This is a genomic window from Sphingobacterium kitahiroshimense, assembly GCF_025961315.1.
In the GTDB taxonomy this organism is placed as follows: domain Bacteria; phylum Bacteroidota; class Bacteroidia; order Sphingobacteriales; family Sphingobacteriaceae; genus Sphingobacterium; species Sphingobacterium anhuiense.
Map to the genome: position 1 here is coordinate 1,066,280 of NZ_JAOQNK010000001.1, position 22,187 is coordinate 1,088,466.

Consider the following 22,187-nt stretch of genomic DNA (forward strand, 5'->3'; position numbering starts at 1 on the left):
ATTGATATCAACAAAAAAAGGTGCCTTTGGGCACCTTTTTTAATATTAGCTCAGTAAAACTTTATTTCAATTTTTCGACTTGCTCCGGAGTCAGAGATAAAATATCACAAATCATCGCTATATCAAAACCACTATTCAACATTTTAGTAGCTGATTCGAACTTTTCTACTTCAGCTTTCTCCCTTTCAGCCTCAGCAAGAGCTTCCAATTTCTTGATGCGTACCGCCGCTAATCCACGTTCTTGCTCCTGTCCTTCTCGCTTAGCCTTATCCAATAAATATTCACGTGTACCCATTGTTGTGCTCCTTCCTAATTTTGTATCGATTTCTTGTTCAAATTTAATAAAAATTTCTTTATCTTCAAAACTAACATAATAAGCCAGGAAATCATAAATACCCTGACGTGTAGTCTTTTCCATATCCCTTTTCATCATTTGATCGTAAAGATCATGTTTAATATCTTTAAGTTCTTCGTCGGTCACATTATTATTAATTATAGCCAAAAATGCCGTTAATACCACCACAGCAAATGGATTCGGATTAGACCGTAAATCTTCCTCATTTTGACTTAGAATCTTATAGTAATTGAATTCATACCGTAAAGTCGTTCCTAAAAAACTTTGTTCATACAACTTTGGCTTATAATGTTTATTCTCATCAGTCAATATCGCTATGGCACAAACTGGCACTTGATATCGATCAGTGATTTTATAATAATATTCAAACATCCGTTTTTCCAAATCATTATTACCCTTATTGGACTGCACTTCAATATGACAAAAGATAAATTGCTCACCTCCACCTTTCATATAGACTTTTACTAACTTATCGACAAATCTTTTACCTTTATTACTCTTTTCTGGCGGAAATAAGGTCTCAAACTCTTTGTCGAGATATTCAAAAGGTTTATTCAAGTCAAATAACAATTCAGCTTCGGGAAACATAAATCGGAGGAAATCTGCAAAAGTCTGCTCCAGTATCGATTTCCACAAGGGATCATCAACACGTCTTAATTTTTGCCTCATCATAATTCATGGTTAATTGATTATCAAACACTAATATAAACATAAAGAACTAAAATAAGTAGTAATAAATCTATTTATTTTAGCAAACAGTAATTAAAAACAATTCCATTTTCGCGAGAACTACACTTACGACAATACTTGAGTTAATGAGATTTTTTTAAATTAGTGCTATGATTTTTAGTGTGATCATACTACCAATTAAAATAGCACGAACGAAACCGATACAAAGATGTTTTAGATGACCTTGTTATACCCTACTAAGAAATTAAAAAAGATAACATTTTGAAATTTACCTTATAAAATACATCATACCCCTTATCGAAATTCCTTCAATCTCGAATAAAATGTAGCCTTATAGCTTTCACTGATGGGAATTTTCTCTTCATCAATTACCAGAGAATTTCCACCTATAAATTTGATATATTTAAAAGAGATTATATAGGAACGATGCACCCTACAGAAAAGGCGGGCAGGAATCAGATTAATGATTTCTTTCAGATTCATATAAGTAATGATGTGCTGATCCTTCGTGTAGACGGAAATATAGTTATTCAAACCCTTAATAAACATAATATCTGAATATTTAACCTGATAATATTTATTTTTAGCATCACCTTTTAGTAAGAGATAATCATTTTCAATCTGTGGAGTCATGGACGCTATTTTTAATAACCGAAACTTATCAACAGCCTTTTCAAAACGTTCATAGGAAAATGGCTTCAGTAGATAGTCTACCACATCCAGATCAAAACCCTGCAGTGCATAGTCCGGATAAGCAGTCGTTAAAATAACCTTGCACTTATTTCCGCAACGTTTAAGAAATTGAATACCGTTTATCATTGGCATCTGAATATCTAAAAATATAAGATCGACCTGTCCGCTCATGATCATATTTAAAGCATCGAATGCATCATCGGTCGCTTTTATTAAAGTCAGGTCCGCGGTTTTATCGATATATGCTGCAATAATTCCCGTCGCATACAATTGATCATCCAGTGCTATGCACCGGTATGTAATACGATCTACCCCACCCTTCATCATAATTTCACAATTAAAGATACGCGATAAACCAGATCATTCTTCTCCATATGTAAGGTATGTTTTCCCGGATATAAAATTTCAAGTCTCCGTTTAACATTGGCGATTCCGATACCACTGCCTTTTTCCTGAAACTGTTTATTGATATAGTTGGAAACTTCAAATTCCAATATTGCTGGCGTGACATTTAAACGGATATTGACCGGTTGCTTTTCAACATGTGTTATGCCATGTTTAATGGCATTCTCCACAAATGGAGCAAGCAATAAAGGTGGGAATAAGAGCCCGTCTATTGCTCCCGTTATTGAAAATGTATGGTAAAAATTAGGATGAAACTGCATGCTATGCAGCGCAATATAGTCTTCAATAAACACGACTTCTTCAGCTAGCGTCAGCATATCCCGCTTATTCTGCGCAAGCGTGTACCGCATCGTATCCGAAAGCTTTAGGATCGCAGTTGATAAATTTTCGGATAAAGGCAATGCTATGGAATACATATAATTTAAAGTATTATATAGAAAATGAGGATTGAGCTGCGATTTCAAGAGATTCAATTCAGCTTGCTCCATCCCCGCCTGAAGCGATTTGTTCTTCTTTTCAACCTCAAAAGATTTTGCGACCAGAAATACAATCAAAGCAATAAAAACTCCGGGTAATGAAAAATAAAAGTTATCGTAGATGAAATAATAAGGATCAAGGTGAAGATTCGGTTTGAATCCAAGATACTGCACAAACAGTACTTCTTCGAACGAATACCTCAATAATACAATGGTTAAAATTAACAGCACAACGCTAACCGTTAAGAAAATAGCTTTATCCGCACGCCAGAACTTTGGGAAGATATGGAACAGACAGACGATGATCTCTCCCAATAAAAGTAATTGCGAAAACACAATCAATATCACCCCTTCAAAGGATGATCTTGAAAATAAAACTGCTCCGATTATGAGGTATAAAAATGAAATCAGCCAAAAAAATAAAACGATGCTCAGAAGCCTTCTATTCGTCATACCCAAATTTAAAAATTTAATAACCATTTTATAATTTTTTACACCAATGGCACCTAATATTACGTGAATCTATAAATCTTAGTTTAACATCATTTCCCGCCCCGTTGGCGTAATAAAATTTACGGTGTCCAACAAAGTTTGAACATTTGGGTAAACAATGATTATGAAACAAAATAAGGTACTTTTTAAGATTCAATCATCAATACTGCTCCTGCTTTTAAGCATGGCGAACTTTACGTCTGGGCAAATAAAACAGCAACATAGCGGTCAAACTATCACGGGAAAAGTAGTGGATTCTTTAACAGAAAAAAAGATTTCAGCATCAAACATCTCTTTATATAACGTATCTACTCCGCATGGCAAACCGATCAAATTAGTGATAAGTGATGAAGAAGGCTATTTTAAAATCACAGAAGTTCAGCCCGGCAATTATCTTTTAAAATTGAGCGCATTGGGTTATGCTACCAATACAACGCACTCAATTCACATCAAAAACGAAAATGTTGCTCTAGGAATGATTGGTATGTCTCCAGCCAATCTTCAGTTGCAAAAGGTGGATGTATACCATAAAACACCGCTTGTACAAATCAAAACAGACCGGCTTATTTATAATACGGCACTTGACCCCACCATGTCTGGAGGAAATGCGGCTGATGCATTACGAAAAGTACCGCTATTATCTGTGGATGCATTAGGCAACGTATCCCTTAAAGGAGATCGAAATGTGCGCATATTAATCGATGGAAAGCCTTCAGGAGCCATGAGCAATAATGTTGCAGATGCTTTAAAAATGATACCTGCCGATCAGATAAAGAATGTAGAAGTGGTCACCAGCCCATCATCAAAATTTGACGCCGAAGGAGCGTCAGGTATAATTATAATTAATACCAAACGAAATAATACAGAAGGTGTACATGGATCATATTCCGGTGGTCTAGGCACCCGGCAGAATAATTTTAATGGAAATATCAGCATCAGAAAGAGTAAATTAGGCATGAATGCAAATTTGGGAAATTCCTGGAGCTGGCCGGTCAATACACATATTACATTTGATCAAAAACTTTTGAATACGGAATCGTTTATTGAACAAGAAACCGAAAGCCGGAACAAAAGGAAAGGTTTGAGAGGGAGCTTATCATTAGATTATGAACTTGATTCCAATAATCTCCTCATTTCCAATTTCAACATTCATCAGCTCACTATCCAAACAGACAATCTCCTCAAGACGAGCTATGCAGCAAGTGCCCCTATCAGCAGCACCAATAATAGCCATATTCGATTCGGAGGATTTGACTGGAGTATCGATTACATCCGAAAATTTCAGAAGAAAAATCAAGAATTAAACTTTTCAGTTCAATTATCTAAAAATAACGCCAATACAAATTATCAATCTTCCTTTATGCAGTACAATTTTCGTCCTGATGAAAGAGGACTGAACACAGGGCTAAATAAAGAAATAACTATGCAGCTGGATTATACGCATCCCTTTAAAATAGCGATGTTAGAATTCGGAGCAAAAGCCATACTTAGAGACATCCAATCGGCTATTCAAGTGGATACAATCGGACAGGATAATACTTATTTAAATGTCAGTCAGAGAACTTACAAGTTCAATTACAGGCAAGATGTAGGGGCCATCTATTCAACCCTACAGATCCCTTTAAATACAAAAATTGACCTTAAAGCCGGAGTTCGATACGAGTATACAGGAGCAGAAATTAAAGCAATCGATCAGCAAGCTGGTTTTCATGATCAGCAGTACCATATTCTCCCTAGCGCAGTGATCTCCTATAAAGTCTCAGAACAGTTCAATCTCAAAATCAGTTATAACCAGCGCATGCAGCGCCCCAGTCTGTATTTTCTCAATCCATTCCGAAACGAATCAGACCCTGTCAACCAATTACAGGGAAATCCGCAATTAGCCCCTGAACTGTCGCATAACATGGAATTGAGCACACATCTCACTATGAAAAAAAGCATGATTAATCTTTCGCTATACCACAGAAGAAACAGCAATGTCATTGAATCTATCTATAAGAATACCATACATAACGACAAACCAACCGTATTGCAGACTTTCGCCAACATCGGCGAAACACAATCATTTGGTGCTAATATTTTTGCATCCGTCGATTTATTTAAAATATTAACATTGAGGGGAAACATCGATCTATATACCTACCATATACAGCCCAAAGATCTATACAGTAATTTAACACATCAGGCAAATAAGACTTTCATCAATTACAAGACCTTTATCAGCGCTACTGTAGATTTGAAAAAAGGATGGATAGCCGAGTCTTTTTTATTTTTTGATGCTCCAGAGCGCACATTCCAAGGGTATTATGCCTCTTTCAATATGTGGAATCTTGGTGTGAAGAAAGAAATACTGAAGAAGAAAGGCACTTTGGGGCTTACTATGGTCGATCCATTTCAAAAAATAAAGAACCTTGGTTCTTATGCAAAAACCGATCTGTATGAACAGCATGGAAATTTCGCTATTCCATTTCGATCCTTCGGCATTAACTTCTCATGGAAGTTCGGCAAGAGCAGTTCGCAAAAGGAAAAGTATGATTCGAATATTAAAAATGATGATCAGAAATCAGGAGGAGAATCTAAAATTTGAATTAACTCCCCTATCATTCAGGACTAGATCATTGTGAAATAAACAATTAGGGAATGTTGAAGTAAAAGTTCGGAATCTCCAAATACCCATATCTTATCAGGTTTTACTATTTAAAAGCCACAGGCATGTTTATTCTTAAACCATCTATTATTCATTCCTTCAGTTTCATTCTGATAGAAATATCTGCAAACAAATATCTTTTAAAAAAGCAAATAAACACTCCTTTTACTAATGAACAAAGACAGAATTACTCCCGCCTTTGTTTTGATCATTAATTCGTTAATGCTACATAATGGTGAAGCATCGTAGGGTTTTCGGCTTCGGTAATTAAAAATTGTGCGACATCAGCTCGCGATATTTTCCGAACTTTCATTCCTTTCTGAAGGTTGGGTAATACACGATAAGATGAAGTCAACTCTCCGTCCGTCAGCATTCCTGGTCGTACGATTTCCCATTTTATAGCACTCGCTGTGATCAAATCTTCCATGATGGTTTTATTGTTATACTGATCTTTAAGAAACAATGAAATGACTGTGCGCATAAAGAAACTTAAATAACCTTTACTCTCTCCGGCCCCAAATCCCGTGATGACCAAAACAGGCGAAGAAAAGTTCAGATCAGCTGTAACGCTTATAAGTGCTTTGGCTATATCAGAAAAAAGAGTCGTTGCCTTTTTATTCTTTGTTCCAACAGTTATAAGGACGGCATCAGTATTTTTAATTGTATTTTTCAAATCCTCAGACACTGTTGCACTTCCTTTTATCTTAATGAGATTGGGATGCGTAGGGAGCTGATCCGTATTTGTCGATAATGCCGTTACCATATGTCCTTTTTCAACAGCCTGTTTAACCGCATGTAAGCCAATTCCCGCCCCTGCCCCTATTATTGCTATATTCATTTTATTTTAATGATTTTATTTCAAGATATTTTTCGGTGATACTTTTCCTTGCTACCAATAGGCTTTCACTCCCCCATTGCCAGGGAATTCCGTCTGCGTTCAATATCTCGGCACCTGATTCCTTAGCGATTAACATACCTGCTATCCAGTTATAGGTATCGATATCTTCCTGAATAAACAGGTCGATTCTTCCAGCGCCCACATAGGCCAATTGCAATCCGTGAGGTCCATAATTTCTTACAATTCCAAAATTATCAAGCAGTCTTGTAACTGTCATTCCAATTTCTTTATTAAGTTGGTTTGTCGATTTATCTTGATGACCGTATTCAAAGACTGACAACATCACCCCCAAATCAGTTTTCTTACTAACCATAAGAGGTTTGCCATTCATATAAGCTCCCGCACCTTCTTCTGCCCAAAACATTTCAGTGGCCAAGGGATCATAGATAACGGAGAATAATGGTTTTCCATCACGAATAAATGCCAAATTGATTGTCCATCCCGGAATATGCTGAAGATATTGGATGGCACCATCCATTGCATCACAGAGCCAGTAATCCCCTTTTATGGTTGACTCCTTTTGCGATTCGGTATCAAATTCATCCCCGATATGCCAAGGCATATGGGGAAAAGTAGCAGTGAGATCTTTTTTCAAAGATGTAAGACACAATACATCAATATCTTCTAATTGTTTCAAAAGTTCATCCATACTTTGAGGTATGGTATTTTGTTTATACTGTTTTAAAAATGCATCCCCTATCTTTCTTACAGAAGCTAAGATGATTGGGATATTGATTTCATTTTGCATATCAATTTTCTGTATTAAATTATTAATGCAAAACTACTTACAGAATTATACTTTATAATAGTTTCAAAGCAGGGAAAGATAGTTCTAATCACGGAATTTATTCCGAAACTCAAGAGGTGTAAGATTGGTTATTTTCTTAAAAAGTTTCCCAAAATAAGCAGGTTCATCATAGCCAACTTTATAAGCGATCTCCTTAACAGTACCATCTGTAAAATATAGCAATCTTTTGGCTTCCATAATCGATGCTGCTTGAATATGAGTGGATACCGATCCTCCTGTTAAAGATTTTACAGTATCATTGAGATGGGACGTTGAAATCGAAAGTGCAGAGGCGTATTCTGCAGGTTGTTTCCAATTTTTAAAATGCTCTTTGAGCAATTTAATGAATTTTTCTTTTATCAAAACACCCCTATTTTCTTTCTCCTTAGCGATAGGCGAAATAGATACAATTTCTCCTGCAATAATACCTAGAAGACCGTTCACTAGGGAATGCATAATTTTTTCAGTATAGTGATTACTATTGTTTAATTGTATATTTTCAATTAACGTTGTTAATGATGCAAGCTGCTGATGGAAAGCAGATCCATTTTGAAGTATTAGGGGATTACGGATTTTATTTTCTATGATCTGAAGTAATTCTTCGTTAATTAAAGAGGCATCAATGTTGAACATCCATCCATGAGGATTTTTTACTTCCATAATATAATGGACTTGTTCGGGAGACACAAAAAGTAACGCTGGACCAGTAAACTCAACATTTTCAAAATCAATATTTAATCTAAAGTTACCGCTCAAAGCGATCATTAATTGACAGTGATCATCCCGATGAGGTCTCGAAATGTTGTGTGACCCAACTTCTCGCTTATCCATATTTAGGACGAAAACACCCGCTTTGGCATGGGGGAAAATTTCAAACTGTTCAATATTATGTTTCTGATACTTCAAATTTAATGCTTCTAAGTTGTTGTCCAATAGTTACAAAACTAAAAAATAAAACCCTTTAATTTGTATGATCAGCGTTATATTCTAAATTCATTAAAACGGCAAATGCACAAAAAGTTATATTAAGCTAAGAGGCTATAGAGTAGACCCGATTCCTACTTTAAGAGCATTCAAATCTATTAAAATAAAAAACTTAACGTCCTTTAAGTTTCTAGTTTTAAATTCAAACAGCGTCCCCTTTTGATTATTGAAAAACCAAATTAAGAAGAGAGATATGCACACTACCTACTTCTTGAGAAAATCCAAATCCATTCCGTTTTGAAAAAAGGACAATTTGTAAATTTGGTTTCTTTTTGTTCAAACTTCAATGTTGCATCGATTCCATTATAGAAGAACTCGAGTTCACAAGACCACCCACCAATGACATCATGATTTCCTTTATAAATCCAGTCTTCCGCAGTATCACCAGAATAGATGACCGGCTAGGTGCAAACTTTTTGGATACAACCTTCCGTGATTTGAACACTTTTAATCAGGTTTCTCATCATAATTTTGATTTAAATTAAAAATAATAGATCTATGAGCAACATGAAAGAAGTAAAATTGGGCAGTCAAGGACTTACCATACCAACGATTGGCCTCGGCTGTATGGGTATGACAACAGGTTTCGGTGGAGATATTTACGGAAAAGCAGATGAAAAAGAGGCGATTGCAACTATTCATCGTTCATTGGAGCTGGGTGGCAATTTTCTAGATACAGCAGATATATATGGTCCTTTTCTCAACGAAAAGTTAATAGCAAAAGCGATCAAAGGTAATAGAGAAAAATACATCATAGCTTCAAAATTCGGATTCGAAATTGACGACAACGGACAAGCAACTGGCGCATTCAATGGCAGTAAAAATTACATAAAAAAAGCCGTAGAGCGTTCCCTAAAAAATCTGGGTACCGATTATATTGATATGTACTACCAGCATCGGTTGGATACCAGTACTCCAATTGAAGAGACCGTAGCAGCGATGGGCGAATTGGTAAAAGAAGGAAAAATAAAATATATCGGTCTTTCGGAAGTAAATTCTGAAACCATCAAAAGAGCACACCAGATTCATCCACTTACAGCAGTACAGTCCGAATATTCCTTGTTTGAAAGACAAATTGAAGAACTGGGCATTCTGGATACACTGAAAGAATTAGGCATCAGCTTAATTGCCTATTCACCAGTAGGACGTGGATTTTTAAACGGAACAATACAAAAACCAGAAGATTTTAACGAAAATGATTTCCGAAGATTTATACCCAAATATCAAGGTGAGCAGTTTTTCAAAAATGTGGAGTTGGTAAATGAAATTAAGAAAGTGGCGGTCGAAAAAAATATCACATCTGCACAGTTGGTTATTGCCTGGGTGATTGCTAAAGGTCACACGCCGATTCCAGGGACAAAACGCGTAAAATATGTAGAAGAGAATATAGCTGCAGCGCGCATTTCTTTGACGCAAGACGATCTGAACCGTTTGGAAAGTATTATTCCTTTGGGTACAGAAACAGGTGCTAGGTACGATGCTGAAAGTATGAAAGGCGTTAATTTGTAACAGGCTAAACAGTGGATAAATTAACGTTTATCCACTGTTTTTTTTATAAATTTATAAAATGAAAAATAATAAAACTTATTTTCTAAACACGGTTTCAGAACTTCATCATTTCTTAAACATCAAAAAACCAGCACATCCTTTAGTAAGTGTGGTGAATCTTGATGAAATCAATTCTTGCGTTGCTGAAGAAATGTTAACGATTGTCTATAATTTCTACACGATTTATCTGAAAAAGAATTTTGACGGAAAAGTAAAATATGGTCAGCAATATTATGATTATGATGATGGGATAATGACCTTTTTTGCACCCAAACAACTATTTTCGATTGAACAAAACAGTTCATCAACTGTGGAAGGTTGGATGATTGTTTTTCATCCCGATTTTATTCAAAGTTATGCTTTAGCAAAACGTATTAAAGAATACGGTTTTTTCGCATATGCCAACAATGAAGCATTGCATCTCTCGGACAAAGAAGAGTCCGTAATCTCAGGATTGATGCTAAATCTTCAACAGGAAATTGAAGCCATGATAGACAACTACACACAAGATGTTGTTGTTTCTCATATTGATTTGTTGCTGAATTATTGCAACCGGTTTTACAACCGTCAGTTTATTACACGTAAAAAAGCGTCAAATGATTTATTCTTAAAATTTGAGGATTTATTAAATGCATATTATCAAAAAGATGATTTAAGTGTATCAGGGCTGCCGTCCGTTCAGTATTTCGCCGAACGGCTATCGGTATCATCAAACTATCTCAATGATATGCTGAAAAATTTGACAGGGCAAACTACACAGCAACATATTCAAAACCAGCTCTTGGAAAAAGCCAAAGAACTATTGTCAACAACGGAATTATCTGTAAGTGAAATTGCTTATCAGTTAGGTTTTGAATATCCCCAATCATTCAGTAAACTTTTCAAAAAGAAAACCGAAAGATCACCTTTAGAATTTAGACAGTCATTTAATTGACCGTTTAATTATTAAAACGTTATCAGGATCAAAACCTCCTAGAGACTACGTCACGGGCTACTTCAGTACTCCTTATTCAATAACCCCGTCAGGGATCACCATATCATTCTCCAAATGCCGACGACTTATCCGCTCCTGTGATAAAAAGTGGTAAGAAATGGTATAAAAAAGTGCATTTGAAAAAATTGGGGTATAATATGCGATCTTGGGCAGAAAGCTTTTTATCTTTTCTACTTTTGCCCAAACTTAAGCCCAATGATTAGATATTTAATTGCACTTTACTTCTTATTAACAGTTCAATTTGGAATTGCCCAGAGCATAAAGCTTTCCGGTCTGGTTAAAGACTCCTTGTCAAACAGTCCAATACCTTATGCCAGTATTGGCCTACTTGATACCTACAACAAGGTAATCGATGGAATGATGACAGATTCACTTGGAGCTTTTCGATTTTCCAATATCAAGAAGGGAAAATACAAAATCAATGTCAAATTCATCGGTTACAAACAAATACACCGGTCTATTGAAATCAAGGATCAAAAGAAAATCGATATTGGAACCTTATTACTGGCTTCAACTGGGCAAAATCTTCAAGAGGTAGCCATTACTGCCAATACAGCAACACAAAAACACAGTAGTGATAGACAGGCGTATATGACAAGTCAATACAAAAATGCCACAGGTGGCACTGCATTGGATATTGTGAAAAATTTACCCTCAGCATCGGTTGATGCGAGTGGCAATATCAGTATGCGTGGTAATACGGGTGTCATTGTATTAATAAATGGGAAACCCTCTTTCCTGGATCCTGCAACTATCTTAAATCAGATAGCGGCCAACGATGTCACCGAAATAGAATATATCACCAGTCCCACCGCCCAGTTTGATCCGGATGGCAAAGGTGGCATCATCAATCTAAAAACAAAAAAATCTACTGCCGCTGGATTTTCCTGGTTAGTCAATCTTCAAGCCGGTTTACCGAGTATAGATGACTATAATAATCGTGAGCCGCAAAAGCGTTTCGGAGGCGACATTGCTTTCCAATACAAAAAGAAAAAATTAGCATTAAATGGTGCTGCAAATTATCTCAGAAATGATAATGCTGGATTTAGGGAAGGTGATGTCAATACGGTCATTGGGGACCGTCAGACCATTTTTCCTTCAAAAGGTGAAAGAAGCTTTGATAAATATAACTTCGGCATGAGAGTAAACAGTTCGTACGAAATATCTGACAAACATGCTGTGAGCTTAGGTATGCTAGCTTCCCGAAAATTTCAAGATCGACTTGCCGATATTTACTATAACAACAGGACCATCCGTCCATCTACAGGTGAGGAAATAAGCCGAACAGACTATTTCAATTCTAATCTCCAGAATAAACAAGGAGAATTTTACATGTTTGATTTTAATTATCAATATCAAATCAACACCGCTAATTCCCTTCAAATGGGTGTTATCTATGAATATGCTCATATTTATGGCTCAACCAAAAATGGAAATATCGAGCATGATGTGGATACAGTACAGTGGACCCACAATAAGTATAAAAATCCACTTCATGGATTAAGACTTTCCCTACAGCACACCTGGAAATCTGATCATCAGGAATTATCGACCGGTTACCAGTTAAGGAACGATAACCAAAAAGGAAGTTTCGACTATTACGCTTCTCAAAATGGCAGCGGCAACCAGCAATTAGTTCCAGAATTTACTGGTAAACTAACAGCGACCAATCGTGTACATGCTATTTTCACACAGTATAATCAGCAATTTTCAGCTACCCAGCTGTCCCTAGGTCTCCGCTACGAATATTACCAGCGTGATCTGCATTTACTTCATACGGATCAGAAATATCCCTATGCTATTCATCAACTATATCCAACCTTTAATTTAATGCACGATCTGGGATCCGGTTGGTCATGGAAAGTAGCTGCATCCAGACGGGTGCAACGTAACAATAACTTTGAGCTGAATCCTATTCCAGAACGGGAACACTCCGAAACCTTAGAACAGGGAGATCCGAAATTATTGCCCGAGTTCACTGTAAATACTGAAACCGGACTGATTAAAAAACTAAAAACAGGAAGCATTTTTTTCAACGGCTATTACCAACACACTAAAAATCCGATCCAAAGAGTAAATTCCGTTTATGCAGATACCATTCTTCGCCGTGTCTTCACAAATGCCGATTATGCCTCTCGATATGGTGCGGAGCTAGGTGGCGAAGGTCGATTGATTTCCTGGCTGAAGGTTAATGGTGGACTAAATGTATACCATTACAAAATTTCAGGACAGGTCTTAAATTATCAGGATACCAGAACAAATCAGGACTGGGTTTACTCCATTAATGCGGGTATTCAGGCTGATTTCTTAAAAAACTGGAGTACAGGAATACAGCTAAATTATCTATCGGAAAAACCCACCGTACAGGGTATGGATTCCCGATTTATCGTACCGAACTTTAATTTAAGTAAAGCTTTTTGGAAGGGAGCACTAACGGCTCAATTGCAATGGCAATTCATTGAGCTTGGTGACTGGGGTGTAAACGAACAACGAATTACCACCTACTCCAGTGACTTCTACACCACGACAAACTACATTTATGAAAAAAATATAGTTTTGCTTAATCTAAGCTTCAATATGCATAAACTGAATAAGTTATTTAAACTACCGAAAAGCGAATTTGGAGAAAAAGAATTTTAGTTTCCTTGTTTTTTGAATTCAGAAGGAGTCATACCCGTATAACGCTTAAAATATTTTGAAAAATTTGATTTATCAGAAAAACCTAAGGCATATGCGACCTCAGATATTGTATTTGCGGTATAGAACAACAGTCTTTTGGCTTCCTTAATAATATACCCTGCTAATACCTCCGACGCCGTTTGATCGGCATTAGTCTTGCAGTTAGCACTGAGGTTTTGTGGGCTCGTATTCAGCAGAGAGGCGTAGTGAGCAACATGGTTTACCACTCTGATCTCTTTGTTGAGTAATTCACAGAATCGGTCATAAAGATTTTGCTGCGTATATTTAGCCTGTTTTGAACTGGCTTTATATTCTAATACTTTTGCCAAGAAAGCTTTAAACAAGCCTTCTTGGCAAATTTTATTATCTTCCACGGCCAAAAGCTTCAGTAGATTTTCAAAAACAACACCATTATCGAAGTATATGGTGTTGAAGTGACAAATAGTACCGACCAGCCGATTTATTTCCAGATCCAAACTTTGGCTCACAAAAGCATCTTTTACCAACAGCACAAAACCCTTTACCGGATTGACCAGCTCCCAATGATGTACATTATCTTTCTGAATGATGAGTAAACAAGGTGTCTTTATAATTGATTCCTGACCATCAATTATATGCTTTCCCGACGTAGAAGATAGAAAAACAAGCTCTAAATAGCCATTATGCTTATGCGGTCTAGTTATATTTTTGGACAGGTCAAAATCAACAACTTTTATTAACCTTTGAGTTTCCAGTTTATCTTTTATTGCTATCTTTTTTCGATCTTTCATTGCTTCACAATTATAGTAAACAATACTGTGAAAATTTACATATCAAAACAAATTAATAAGAACCTCAACCTATAATACATAATCATCCATCTTCTTGAATATAAAATCAAAGATTTTTCTCCATTGATTCATGTCACTATATCCAAGCGGATTAATCTTTTAAAGATCTGGTCACGACAACCTTGCCTTTTGCACGACCACTTTCTACATAAGTCAGTGCATCATTGGTTTTCTCGAATGGGAAAATTTGATCTATAACAGCTTTTATCTGATTAGCTTCAATCAATTTGGTAATTTCGGCTAATTGTTGACCGTTTGCGCGCATAAATAGAAAAGTATAGTCAATTTTCAGCTTGTTTGCTTTTTTTTCTATGCCCCTACTCAATAAACTTATTATCAATTTCATATACCAGGCTAAACCCAGATGTTGAGCAAAATCTACAGTAGGAGGACCCGAGATTGATATAACTTTCCCTCCTGGTTTTAAGATATCGAAGCATTTCTCCAATGTTTTGGTATCCTGACTATGCAATATGACATCATAATCACTGAGTATCTCTTCAAATTTTTCAGTTTTATAATCAATCAAAAGATCTGCACCTAGCGCGCTCAGTTGATCAAAACTATTTTTACTCGCAGTGGTCGCCACCGTCGCACCCAAATATTTAGCCAATTGGATAGCAATCGTTCCTACTCCACCCGATCCGGCCTGAATAAATACTTTTTGACCTTTTTTAATCTGAGCAATTTCAACAAGAGCCTGCCAGGCGGTTAAACCAACGAGTGGTATGGAAGCGGCCTCTTCCATCGTCATATTCGTCGGTTTTAAAGCAATATCATTTTCATCTATGGCAACATATTCCGCAAAACCACCAATACTAAAATCGGGAAGCCTAGCATAGATTTCATCGCCGACCTGAAAGTTTTTTACTTTTGAACCAACCTGTACGATAACACCTGCCACATCGTGACCTAGAATAAGAGGCATTTTATAGGGTAATAATAATTTGAAATCGCCATGTTTTAACTTAGCATCCAATTGATTGATACTGGCAGCATAGATTTCCACCAATACTTCATGCTCTTTAATCTTGAGTGCCGGAACTTCAACAAGTGCTAACTTATCTGTTTTACTATAGCGGTTAATGCGAAATGCTTTCATTGATCAGGATTTAATAATGGATTTATTTTCTTCGGGTTAACAAGATTAAAAGTTAGTTTAGGGAAAATACGGTTTAAAATATAAACCAATTTGGAAGAGCCCACTCGAATGTGAAAGCGGTCTTTCTCTAATCCAGCAACTAAAGCTTTTACCAGTTCTTCGGGACTTAATTTAGGATCATTTCTATCTACAGTCATTGCAGTAGCAACAAGTGGAGGTATGAGCTCAAAAACTTTCACATGGCTTTTTAAAATTCCAAGATGTGCACGTAGAGCTGTTGTATAAAATGCAAGCGCAGTCTTCGATGATGAGTAAGTTGCCTCAAGTAAAGAAGGTACATAACTCAACAGCGATGTGGTATTAATAATCGCAGTTTCAGGTCTTGACTTCAACATATCAAGAAAAAGATTATTCAAACGAATAACTCCTAAATAATTGATATTCATCTCATAGGCGGCTCCTTGCAGATGTTTTACATCTGAAATCCCGAGATTAGAAGGTTCGACTCCAACTCCGGCATTATTATATAAAATATCTATTCCACCGAGTTTTTCGATTTCCTTAAAGAGTAACTGTGCTTCTTCCTCAGAAGCGACATCACTTTTAATCGGAATGACGCCGGGGTACATTGCTTTTGCTGCATCCAATTTAGCTTGATTTCGTCCTGTAATAATGACATGAACACCTTTTTCTAAAAATTGTTTTGCGGCCTCCAGCCCTATTCCAGATGTTCCCCTTGTTATTAGTATTGTTTTTCCTTTTAATTTCATAATTGATATAAATTGCTTAAAGAGGTTCTTCATTCGTTAACAAAATGAAGAACCGTAGTAAAAAACTGCTGCCCTGGATTTACATCCGAAGGTGCCAAAGGCTTTTCACCATTGTGCAGATCAGGGTGCGAATATGCACCAGTATGCCAAAGCTGTAAATATGACTCCACCTTGCTCATGGACTGCTTCCGTGGTCAATTTTCAGCCTGCAACCTGTTCATTCGAATAAATTGCAGGAACATGTATCACACCGACAGCTTCAGGGCTGATGAATGTATCTTCTGTAATGATTAATCCGGCAGAAGCACGCTGTTAGTATAAAGTGCCGTTAGCTCAGTTGCTTTATTTTCGGGATTATCAGAATGGCTTCTGGTCATGGGAGCCATCACTATACGGTTCCGCAATTGTAATCCATTTTTATGGTAAGAATCAAAGATTGCACTGTTTTCCATGGTATTAATAATTTAAAATCGTAAATTTGCTTGCATTTTGCAAGTGCAAATATAAATATCAACTTGCAAAATGCAAGTGTTTTTTAAAAAAAAGTACATTATTATGAAAAATAGATCGCAATGCCCTATCAGCTGTTCACTAGATATTTTAGGAGATAGGTGGTCATTACTGCTCATCCGGGATTTGATGCTATCGAAGCAATGCACGTATGGTGAATTCTTAAAATCTGAGGAAAAGATCGCAACGAATATCTTGGCTTCAAGATTGTTGATGCTCGAAGAAAATGGACTGATCAGTAAATTAGAACATCCGGAAAGTAAAGCAAAAGTGTTATACACGCTTACTAAAAAGGGAATAGATTTACTCCCGTTATTGATTGAAATGCAATTATGGGCAGATAAATATTACACGATACCCGTAGAACAGAAGGAGATTATTAATGCTGTAAAAAAAGACAAAGCAGGTTTTATAAAAAAACAGAAGAAAATATTATTGGATTTTGTAAAAAACCCTTGATTTTTTATAGGAGAATATACTATACCTTAAATATAGTTTAGCAAAGTTGAGTTCTCCCTAACATATTTACAGGAGCAAATACCTAGTTGCCTGCTCCTGTATCATGATCACTTTTTCCTTATTCTCTCTAGAAGTCGACTAGTCACATAGCTCAGGTCCGTCCCGACTACAGCCATCAAGGCAGTATGCATAACATCAGCAAGAGAAAAACTTGCCCAGATGGAACAGAGCTTACCTCCCAGAGTTCCGATACGGATATCATTGCCTTTCATCCCGCACCTCCTTTTCTTGATTCGGCAAGATCTGCTTTGGTGGTGTAGGCTCCTCCTCTCCTTTTTCGCGACCTAGTACAGCCGGAATTCCGATCTGCTCACCATGTCCGGTATTATTTTCGTTTTTCAAGTTTATAACTCCCTACCGGGATACAGCTAAGCCTCTCCAAATTATTGCGCCAGGGCAGTTCGATAGTACGGCAGATTACCTCACCTTCAAAAGTGAGGATACCTTTCGACCCTTGCTCTCTAAAAATCCGTTGGAGATGCAAGATTTGTTTTGTTGACATTTTTATGTTTTAACTATTTACATTCCCTGCTGCCAACTCAATGTTCCTACAGTACGACTATAAAATATGGATTCCTAAACTGTTCAGAATTTTTATACATAACACAAAATATAACTTCACAAATGCAACACTGTTGCTTTTTCAGAATTATTTATTACTTTCGCCTATTATTAAATAAATAGATATGATAGAAACATTTAACATGAGACCTCCGCATTTTTTAGTCTATGGATTATTGATGTTGGCTTTAATGAGCTGTAAAAAAGATGGCGCGATGGCATTACCTGAGATTTCCTTTGACCTACCCGCAGACATCAATCTGGAGTATGGGAAACATGATACAATTGACTTAAACACATTCATTATTAATCAAGGAAATGGTGTCAATTTTTCTATAGATTTTGAACCCACCGAGAATGTACAGATTACACCCCAAATAACATTGCATAATCAACTTGAAAAAGCAATTTTTGTCGATAAATCTGGAAAATTGTTTATTAAAAGCGAAGAATTATATCCTAATGGAACCACCTCCAGCTTAAATGGCAAAAAAATTCCTGCACAATACAGCGTAACAGTGTCCGCCAAATCAACTGATGGTAAAGAAGTCGCTCAGAAATTGTTGTCAATACGTGTTTTAGAGTTGGAAGATCTTCAATTTAAATATTTTCATGAATTAAAAAAAGGTCAACTAAAAATGCTTAATACCTTATATTCTGACACAGAAAGTTATTTAACTTTAGCAAAGCCAGTTCCTTCAAAAAACTTAATACTAAAGTTAAATGAAGCACAAGCAAAAGAGGTGGGATTTTCATTGCAGGACAATGCGCTAAAGGTCTATTGGAAAGGTAACCCAAACCAAGAGCATGACAAATACATGGAATTAAATCCTAAATTGGAGAAAGATGGTTTCGCTATCGGCTCAGCAAGTTTTTCGGTCAGGTACATTCCAAAAATTGAATTCTTTTTTGGCGATTTATATCTCGATCCGTCTACCAAATCCATTAAAAAGATCAATACCAGCTTTAGACGCAGCTCGGTTGCAGGTGGTAGCATGGTTCAACCTTCTTTTTTTCCAGAGAAATTGATATCCAGCTTTGAAATTTCTTCTATAGAGAAAGATGGTCATGTATTTAATGACTCTGAAACAGTATTTACCATAGACAAAGGAACAGGAATGGTAAGTGTAAAAAATAATACTTCATTGAAAGCTGGAATTTACACACTTGCATTACAAGCAAACACCACGAATGGTCAAAAAGTAATAACAACACTCTCTTTGGGTTTAGAGTAAAAAATTACGTTAGCGACAAAGATCTACGTGTATGCTCCTCACTGTTAGTAGCAACAGGAATACAAAAAGTAGATAAAGTTTAAATTGCAATTAAGTTGCATCTTTAATTAAGCTTTTGTATCTTAGTACCATAGCAGATCATTATGCCTTTGCATAATTTTAAGCTGTTCATAAATTTTATTTTTTGATAAATTTTAAAATTTGAAACCCTCGAAGATATCCTTTCGAGGGTTTTTTTATAAATCTTTTGCGATGTTATATTTGAGAATGTGCATGATGGTAATACAACAATTTCCTAATCATCCAGTACGGTCTCCACTACACCAAGCCCCGGAGCGATGTATTTAATAATATTCAGAGCCTTTTCCGGAAATCTAATAGGCGCTTTTCTAATTGAACTCATACAGTGATCGAAAAAACAGGTGAATTTGATTTCAGCATAAAAATCTCTATATTTCAGAGTTAAAAAATAACACATGTTTTATCAACAAATATATCCAATAGAACCACTGCGGAAATATGTTCGCTACTTTTGGGTATTGGAGGGTAATAGTCTGGATTTTTCTGAAAAAATATTTAAGATAATGTCAGACGGTATGCCAGGTCTTATTTTTCAAACTAACAAAAAGGCATTTCGAGACAAGAACAATCAGGAATTACCACAATTATTCGTATATGGACAAACTACACGATATACTGAACAAAGAGCAATAAACAGTTTCCAAAATATTGGAATTTACTTTCAGCCGAGCGCACTTAAATCCATCTTCAGAATAGATGCAAGCGAACTGACGAACCAATATATTGACATAGACGATCTACTAAAAACTACTATAACTGAACAGATTTCAAATACTGCAAGCACTGATGAAAAGATAGCATTACTCTCTACATTCTTATTGCGGCAGTTGCAACGAACAAATATCAATAGTGAAAAACCAGATTTTGCAATCGCACAACTGGAAAAAGGAATGAGTTTGCAAGATGTGCAAAATGAGCTTAAAATGTCCGAACGTTCATTGGAACGATATTTCAATCAGTACATTGGCATCTCGCCCAAGTTATTTTCGAAAATAGGTCGCTTTCAATCTGCCTTAGAAATCATACGTCAAAACCCCTTTGAAAAATTGACCGACATCGCTTATCAAAGTGATTATTTTGACCAATCTCATTTTATCAGGGATTTCAAAGAATTTGCAGGAACAAGTCCAAAGAAATTCAAGCTCCATGCCAATGAGATCGTTTCGAATTTTCCGGAATGGAAGGTTTAGATACTGTCGGTTTTATCCAATTTTATCAAAAAAAAGCCTAATAACTTTGCTTCAAAAAAAGAGTTATGATAGCCATTACAGGAGCAAGCGGAAACTTAGGCAAAGCCACTATTCAATTTTTATCGCAGCAAGTCTCACCTACAAACATTGTTGCCATTGTCAGAAACCCAGAAAGGGTACATGATTTTATTAAACAAGGTATTATTGTCAGGCAAGCAGATTACAACAACTATGAAACGCTTCTGGAAGCGTTTAAAGGTGTTGAAAAGGCCTTGCATATCTCCACTATCGGAGTAGACTTAAAAACAGCTAAACAGCAGGAAAAAAATGTGGTAAACGCATTGCTAGAAAACAACGTAAAACACATTGTTTATACAAGTATGGTACAGACCCAAGCCAACAGGATATTTGAAGGGACTAAAACATCATACGAAACGGAAAAATTGATAAAAGAGACTAAAATACCTTATTCGTTTTTAAGAAACAGTATGTATATGGAAGCCATTCCCGAACTTATTGGAGATGCGTTGCAATCGGGCGAAATCCGCTACCCATCGGGCGAGGGAAAGATAAGTTTTGTCTCCAGAATGGATATTGCAGAAGCTATTGTAAAAGTACTAACAGAAAGTACACACGATAATCAAATCTATGAAATAACAGGCAATAAAGCGTATTCATTTGATGAATTGGCAAAGCTAATCTTTACAGAAAAGGGCATACCAGTACAACATAGCGATATTTCAGAGGAATTCTTCAGAAAAGAACTGACTAGTTACCGAATGCCTCTTGAAATAGTCAATTTATTGGTCAGTATGGCAAATGGTATTAAAATAGGTGAGTTTTCCTATGTTGACAACACACTAGAAAAATTGCTTGGTAGAAAACCGTTAGTCTTGAACGAGTTTATAAAAATCTTTTGATTATGTTGTTTAAGGAAGTACATCTGAACGGAATTAAATCGGGAAAAATCACATTGGCATTTCGTAAGTGGCAAAAGGTTTCTGTAAAATGCGGAAGCCTTTTACATACCTCTGTTGGTTTGATTGAAATCGGTAAAATTGAAACCATAAGCGAAAATTGTATAACCGAACAGCATGCAATACAGGCCGGTTTTACAGATAAACAACAGTTACTAAAATCATTTACGCATCATAGTACAGGAACCATTTTTAAAATATCTGTCAGCTATCATTCCGCAGACCCACGAGTTAAGTTGAGAGAACAAACGGAACTATCAGAAAAGGTATTTACCGATTTAAAAAAGAAATTAGAACGATTAGACAATTATAGTAAGAAGGAACATTGGACGAACAAAGTTCTATCTACTATAAACGACAATCCCAATTTACATGCCAAAAGTATAGCAGAATTGACAGGATTTGAAAAAGAATGGTTAAAGCTGAATATACGAAAATTGAAAAATTTAGGCTTGACCATAAGCCGTAATGTAGGTTACGAACTTTCTCCTTTAGGAAGCGAATATTTAAACAAACTTTGTAAATTAAAATAGTTAACAACCTAATAGAAACAGTTCACAAATAAAGGCAGTAAAAAGTGAGCTGGGATGAGAGGTTCAGATCCCATTAAAGTAATGAATCAAGGATTTATCCATCAGTAATCAATAATACAAGATAATATTTATGAATATTTTGAAAAATAATTATTTACAATTTCATTTTATTTGGTATTATTGTGATAGTAAAGATCGACAGTAAAGACTTACACCTTCAACGACAACCTT

Annotated in this window: 21 protein-coding genes; 9 read left to right on the forward strand and 12 right to left on the reverse strand. The window is 36.1% G+C overall.

What is annotated here, in order from left to right:
- Nucleotides 1–61: 61 nt before the first annotated feature.
- The 3 genes from M2265_RS04740 to M2265_RS04750 all read right to left on the reverse strand — a co-directional run bounded on the left by M2265_RS04740 (nt 62) and on the right by M2265_RS04750 (nt 3,099).
- On the reverse strand, nt 62–1,027 hold the full coding sequence (locus tag M2265_RS04740) for a hypothetical protein (protein ID WP_132767367.1): 966 nt from the start codon (nt 1,025–1,027) through the stop codon (nt 62–64).
- Between the two features lie 312 nt (nt 1,028–1,339).
- A complete protein-coding gene (locus M2265_RS04745) occupies nt 1,340–2,065 on the reverse strand; it encodes a LytR/AlgR family response regulator transcription factor (RefSeq protein ID WP_243655351.1) in 726 nt (241 codons plus the stop codon).
- Entirely contained in the window at nt 2,062–3,099 is a 1,038-nt protein-coding gene (locus M2265_RS04750; RefSeq protein ID WP_132767365.1) for a sensor histidine kinase, read from the reverse strand. The genes M2265_RS04745 and M2265_RS04750 overlap by 4 nt, the downstream gene beginning before the upstream one ends.
- A 136-nt stretch (nt 3,100–3,235) precedes the next feature.
- Here M2265_RS04750 and M2265_RS04755 point away from each other — a divergent pair, with 136 nt between their 5' ends.
- Entirely contained in the window at nt 3,236–5,698 is a 2,463-nt protein-coding gene (locus M2265_RS04755) for an outer membrane beta-barrel family protein (RefSeq protein ID WP_165905806.1), read from the forward strand.
- A 271-nt stretch (nt 5,699–5,969) separates the two neighbouring features.
- Here M2265_RS04755 and M2265_RS04760 read toward each other — a convergent pair whose 3' ends face one another.
- The 3 genes from M2265_RS04760 to M2265_RS04770 form a co-directional block, all read right to left on the reverse strand.
- A complete protein-coding gene (locus M2265_RS04760; protein ID WP_132767361.1) occupies nt 5,970–6,596 on the reverse strand; it encodes an NAD(P)-dependent oxidoreductase in 627 nt (208 codons plus the stop codon).
- Between the two features lies 1 nt (nt 6,597).
- Complete coding sequence (locus M2265_RS04765) at nt 6,598–7,404, reverse strand: inositol monophosphatase family protein (RefSeq protein ID WP_132767359.1); 807 nt, start codon at nt 7,402–7,404, stop codon at nt 6,598–6,600.
- An 84-nt stretch (nt 7,405–7,488) separates the two neighbouring features.
- Nucleotides 7,489–8,349, reverse strand: coding sequence for an AraC family transcriptional regulator (locus M2265_RS04770; RefSeq protein WP_132767357.1), 861 nt, complete (start codon nt 8,347–8,349; stop codon nt 7,489–7,491).
- A 576-nt stretch (nt 8,350–8,925) separates the two neighbouring features.
- On the opposite strand from M2265_RS04770, the gene M2265_RS04775 reads away from it, so the two are divergent.
- The 3 genes from M2265_RS04775 (at nt 8,926) to M2265_RS04785 (ending at nt 13,609) form a co-directional block, all read left to right on the forward strand.
- Entirely contained in the window at nt 8,926–9,936 is a 1,011-nt protein-coding gene (locus M2265_RS04775) for an aldo/keto reductase (protein ID WP_132767355.1), read from the forward strand.
- Between the two features lie 58 nt (nt 9,937–9,994).
- The gene (locus M2265_RS04780) at nt 9,995–10,909 is read left to right on the forward strand and encodes a helix-turn-helix domain-containing protein (RefSeq protein WP_132767353.1); all 915 of its coding nucleotides are present in this window, start codon (nt 9,995–9,997) and stop codon (nt 10,907–10,909) included.
- A gap of 255 nt (nt 10,910–11,164) precedes the next feature.
- Nucleotides 11,165–13,609, forward strand: a complete 2,445-nt coding sequence (locus tag M2265_RS04785; RefSeq protein WP_132767351.1) for a TonB-dependent receptor — start codon at nt 11,165–11,167, stop codon at nt 13,607–13,609.
- Here the strand turns inward: M2265_RS04785 and M2265_RS04790 are convergent.
- The 4 genes from M2265_RS04790 to M2265_RS04805 all read right to left on the reverse strand — a co-directional run bounded on the left by M2265_RS04790 (nt 13,606) and on the right by M2265_RS04805 (nt 16,802).
- Complete coding sequence (locus M2265_RS04790; RefSeq protein WP_132767349.1) at nt 13,606–14,418, reverse strand: AraC family transcriptional regulator; 813 nt, start codon at nt 14,416–14,418, stop codon at nt 13,606–13,608. The two genes, M2265_RS04785 and M2265_RS04790, sit on opposite strands and share 4 nt — an antisense overlap.
- Before the next feature lie 151 nt (nt 14,419–14,569).
- A complete protein-coding gene (locus tag M2265_RS04795; protein ID WP_132767347.1) occupies nt 14,570–15,580 on the reverse strand; it encodes an NADP-dependent oxidoreductase in 1,011 nt (336 codons plus the stop codon).
- Nucleotides 15,577–16,350, reverse strand: a complete 774-nt coding sequence (locus tag M2265_RS04800) for an SDR family oxidoreductase (protein ID WP_132767345.1) — start codon at nt 16,348–16,350, stop codon at nt 15,577–15,579. Before M2265_RS04800 ends, M2265_RS04795 begins: the two co-directional genes overlap by 4 nt.
- A 290-nt stretch (nt 16,351–16,640) precedes the next feature.
- Nucleotides 16,641–16,802: a hypothetical protein gene (locus M2265_RS04805; RefSeq protein ID WP_207902316.1), complete on the reverse strand. Its 162-nt coding sequence runs from the start codon at nt 16,800–16,802 to the stop codon at nt 16,641–16,643.
- A gap of 103 nt (nt 16,803–16,905) precedes the next feature.
- Between M2265_RS04805 and M2265_RS04810 the strand changes: the two genes are divergently transcribed.
- Nucleotides 16,906–17,319: a winged helix-turn-helix transcriptional regulator gene (locus M2265_RS04810; RefSeq protein WP_207902315.1), complete on the forward strand. Its 414-nt coding sequence runs from the start codon at nt 16,906–16,908 to the stop codon at nt 17,317–17,319.
- A gap of 258 nt (nt 17,320–17,577) precedes the next feature.
- Here the strand turns inward: M2265_RS04810 and M2265_RS04815 are convergent, their stop codons facing one another.
- Entirely contained in the window at nt 17,578–17,721 is a 144-nt protein-coding gene (locus M2265_RS04815) for a hypothetical protein (RefSeq protein ID WP_165905805.1), read from the reverse strand.
- Nucleotides 17,705–17,881: a DUF5675 family protein gene (locus tag M2265_RS04820; protein ID WP_156169837.1), complete on the reverse strand. Its 177-nt coding sequence runs from the start codon at nt 17,879–17,881 to the stop codon at nt 17,705–17,707. Before M2265_RS04820 ends, M2265_RS04815 begins: the two co-directional genes overlap by 17 nt.
- 184 nt (nt 17,882–18,065) lie before the next feature.
- Between M2265_RS04820 and M2265_RS04825 the strand changes: the two genes are divergently transcribed.
- The 4 genes from M2265_RS04825 (at nt 18,066) to M2265_RS04840 (ending at nt 21,956) form a co-directional block, all read left to right on the forward strand.
- Entirely contained in the window at nt 18,066–19,175 is a 1,110-nt protein-coding gene (locus M2265_RS04825; protein WP_132767341.1) for a hypothetical protein, read from the forward strand.
- A gap of 476 nt (nt 19,176–19,651) precedes the next feature.
- Nucleotides 19,652–20,446 (forward strand): AraC family transcriptional regulator, encoded by a 795-nt coding sequence (locus M2265_RS04830; protein WP_132767339.1) that lies wholly within the window; start codon nt 19,652–19,654, stop codon nt 20,444–20,446.
- Between the two features lie 65 nt (nt 20,447–20,511).
- Entirely contained in the window at nt 20,512–21,366 is an 855-nt protein-coding gene (locus M2265_RS04835; RefSeq protein WP_132767337.1) for an SDR family oxidoreductase, read from the forward strand.
- Between the two features lie 2 nt (nt 21,367–21,368).
- Nucleotides 21,369–21,956 (forward strand): ASCH domain-containing protein, encoded by a 588-nt coding sequence (locus M2265_RS04840; protein ID WP_132767335.1) that lies wholly within the window; start codon nt 21,369–21,371, stop codon nt 21,954–21,956.
- Nucleotides 21,957–22,187 lie beyond the last annotated feature (231 nt).

What these genes read in the sequence shown, in the direction of transcription:
- M2265_RS04740 (WP_132767367.1), bottom strand. Translation starts at nt 1,027, where the DNA reads ATGATGAGGCAAAAATTAAGACGTGTTGATGATCCCTTGTGGAAATCG.
- M2265_RS04745 (WP_243655351.1), bottom strand. Translation starts at nt 2,065, where the DNA reads ATGATGAAGGGTGGGGTAGATCGTATTACATACCGGTGCATAGCACTG.
- M2265_RS04750 (WP_132767365.1), bottom strand. Translation starts at nt 3,099, where the DNA reads ATGGTTATTAAATTTTTAAATTTGGGTATGACGAATAGAAGGCTTCTG.
- M2265_RS04755 (WP_165905806.1), top strand. Translation starts at nt 3,236, where the DNA reads ATGAAACAAAATAAGGTACTTTTTAAGATTCAATCATCAATACTGCTC.
- M2265_RS04760 (WP_132767361.1), bottom strand. Translation starts at nt 6,596, where the DNA reads ATGAATATAGCAATAATAGGGGCAGGGGCGGGAATTGGCTTACATGCG.
- M2265_RS04765 (WP_132767359.1), bottom strand. Translation starts at nt 7,404, where the DNA reads ATGCAAAATGAAATCAATATCCCAATCATCTTAGCTTCTGTAAGAAAG.
- M2265_RS04775 (WP_132767355.1), top strand. Translation starts at nt 8,926, where the DNA reads ATGAGCAACATGAAAGAAGTAAAATTGGGCAGTCAAGGACTTACCATA.
- M2265_RS04780 (WP_132767353.1), top strand. Translation starts at nt 9,995, where the DNA reads ATGAAAAATAATAAAACTTATTTTCTAAACACGGTTTCAGAACTTCAT.
- M2265_RS04785 (WP_132767351.1), top strand. Translation starts at nt 11,165, where the DNA reads ATGATTAGATATTTAATTGCACTTTACTTCTTATTAACAGTTCAATTT.
- M2265_RS04790 (WP_132767349.1), bottom strand. Translation starts at nt 14,418, where the DNA reads ATGAAAGATCGAAAAAAGATAGCAATAAAAGATAAACTGGAAACTCAA.
- M2265_RS04795 (WP_132767347.1), bottom strand. Translation starts at nt 15,580, where the DNA reads ATGAAAGCATTTCGCATTAACCGCTATAGTAAAACAGATAAGTTAGCA.
- M2265_RS04800 (WP_132767345.1), bottom strand. Translation starts at nt 16,350, where the DNA reads ATGAAATTAAAAGGAAAAACAATACTAATAACAAGGGGAACATCTGGA.
- M2265_RS04805 (WP_207902316.1), bottom strand. Translation starts at nt 16,802, where the DNA reads ATGGAAAACAGTGCAATCTTTGATTCTTACCATAAAAATGGATTACAA.
- M2265_RS04810 (WP_207902315.1), top strand. Translation starts at nt 16,906, where the DNA reads ATGAAAAATAGATCGCAATGCCCTATCAGCTGTTCACTAGATATTTTA.
- M2265_RS04820 (WP_156169837.1), bottom strand. Translation starts at nt 17,881, where the DNA reads ATGTCAACAAAACAAATCTTGCATCTCCAACGGATTTTTAGAGAGCAA.
- M2265_RS04825 (WP_132767341.1), top strand. Translation starts at nt 18,066, where the DNA reads ATGATAGAAACATTTAACATGAGACCTCCGCATTTTTTAGTCTATGGA.
- M2265_RS04830 (WP_132767339.1), top strand. Translation starts at nt 19,652, where the DNA reads ATGTTTTATCAACAAATATATCCAATAGAACCACTGCGGAAATATGTT.
- M2265_RS04835 (WP_132767337.1), top strand. Translation starts at nt 20,512, where the DNA reads ATGATAGCCATTACAGGAGCAAGCGGAAACTTAGGCAAAGCCACTATT.
- M2265_RS04840 (WP_132767335.1), top strand. Translation starts at nt 21,369, where the DNA reads ATGTTGTTTAAGGAAGTACATCTGAACGGAATTAAATCGGGAAAAATC.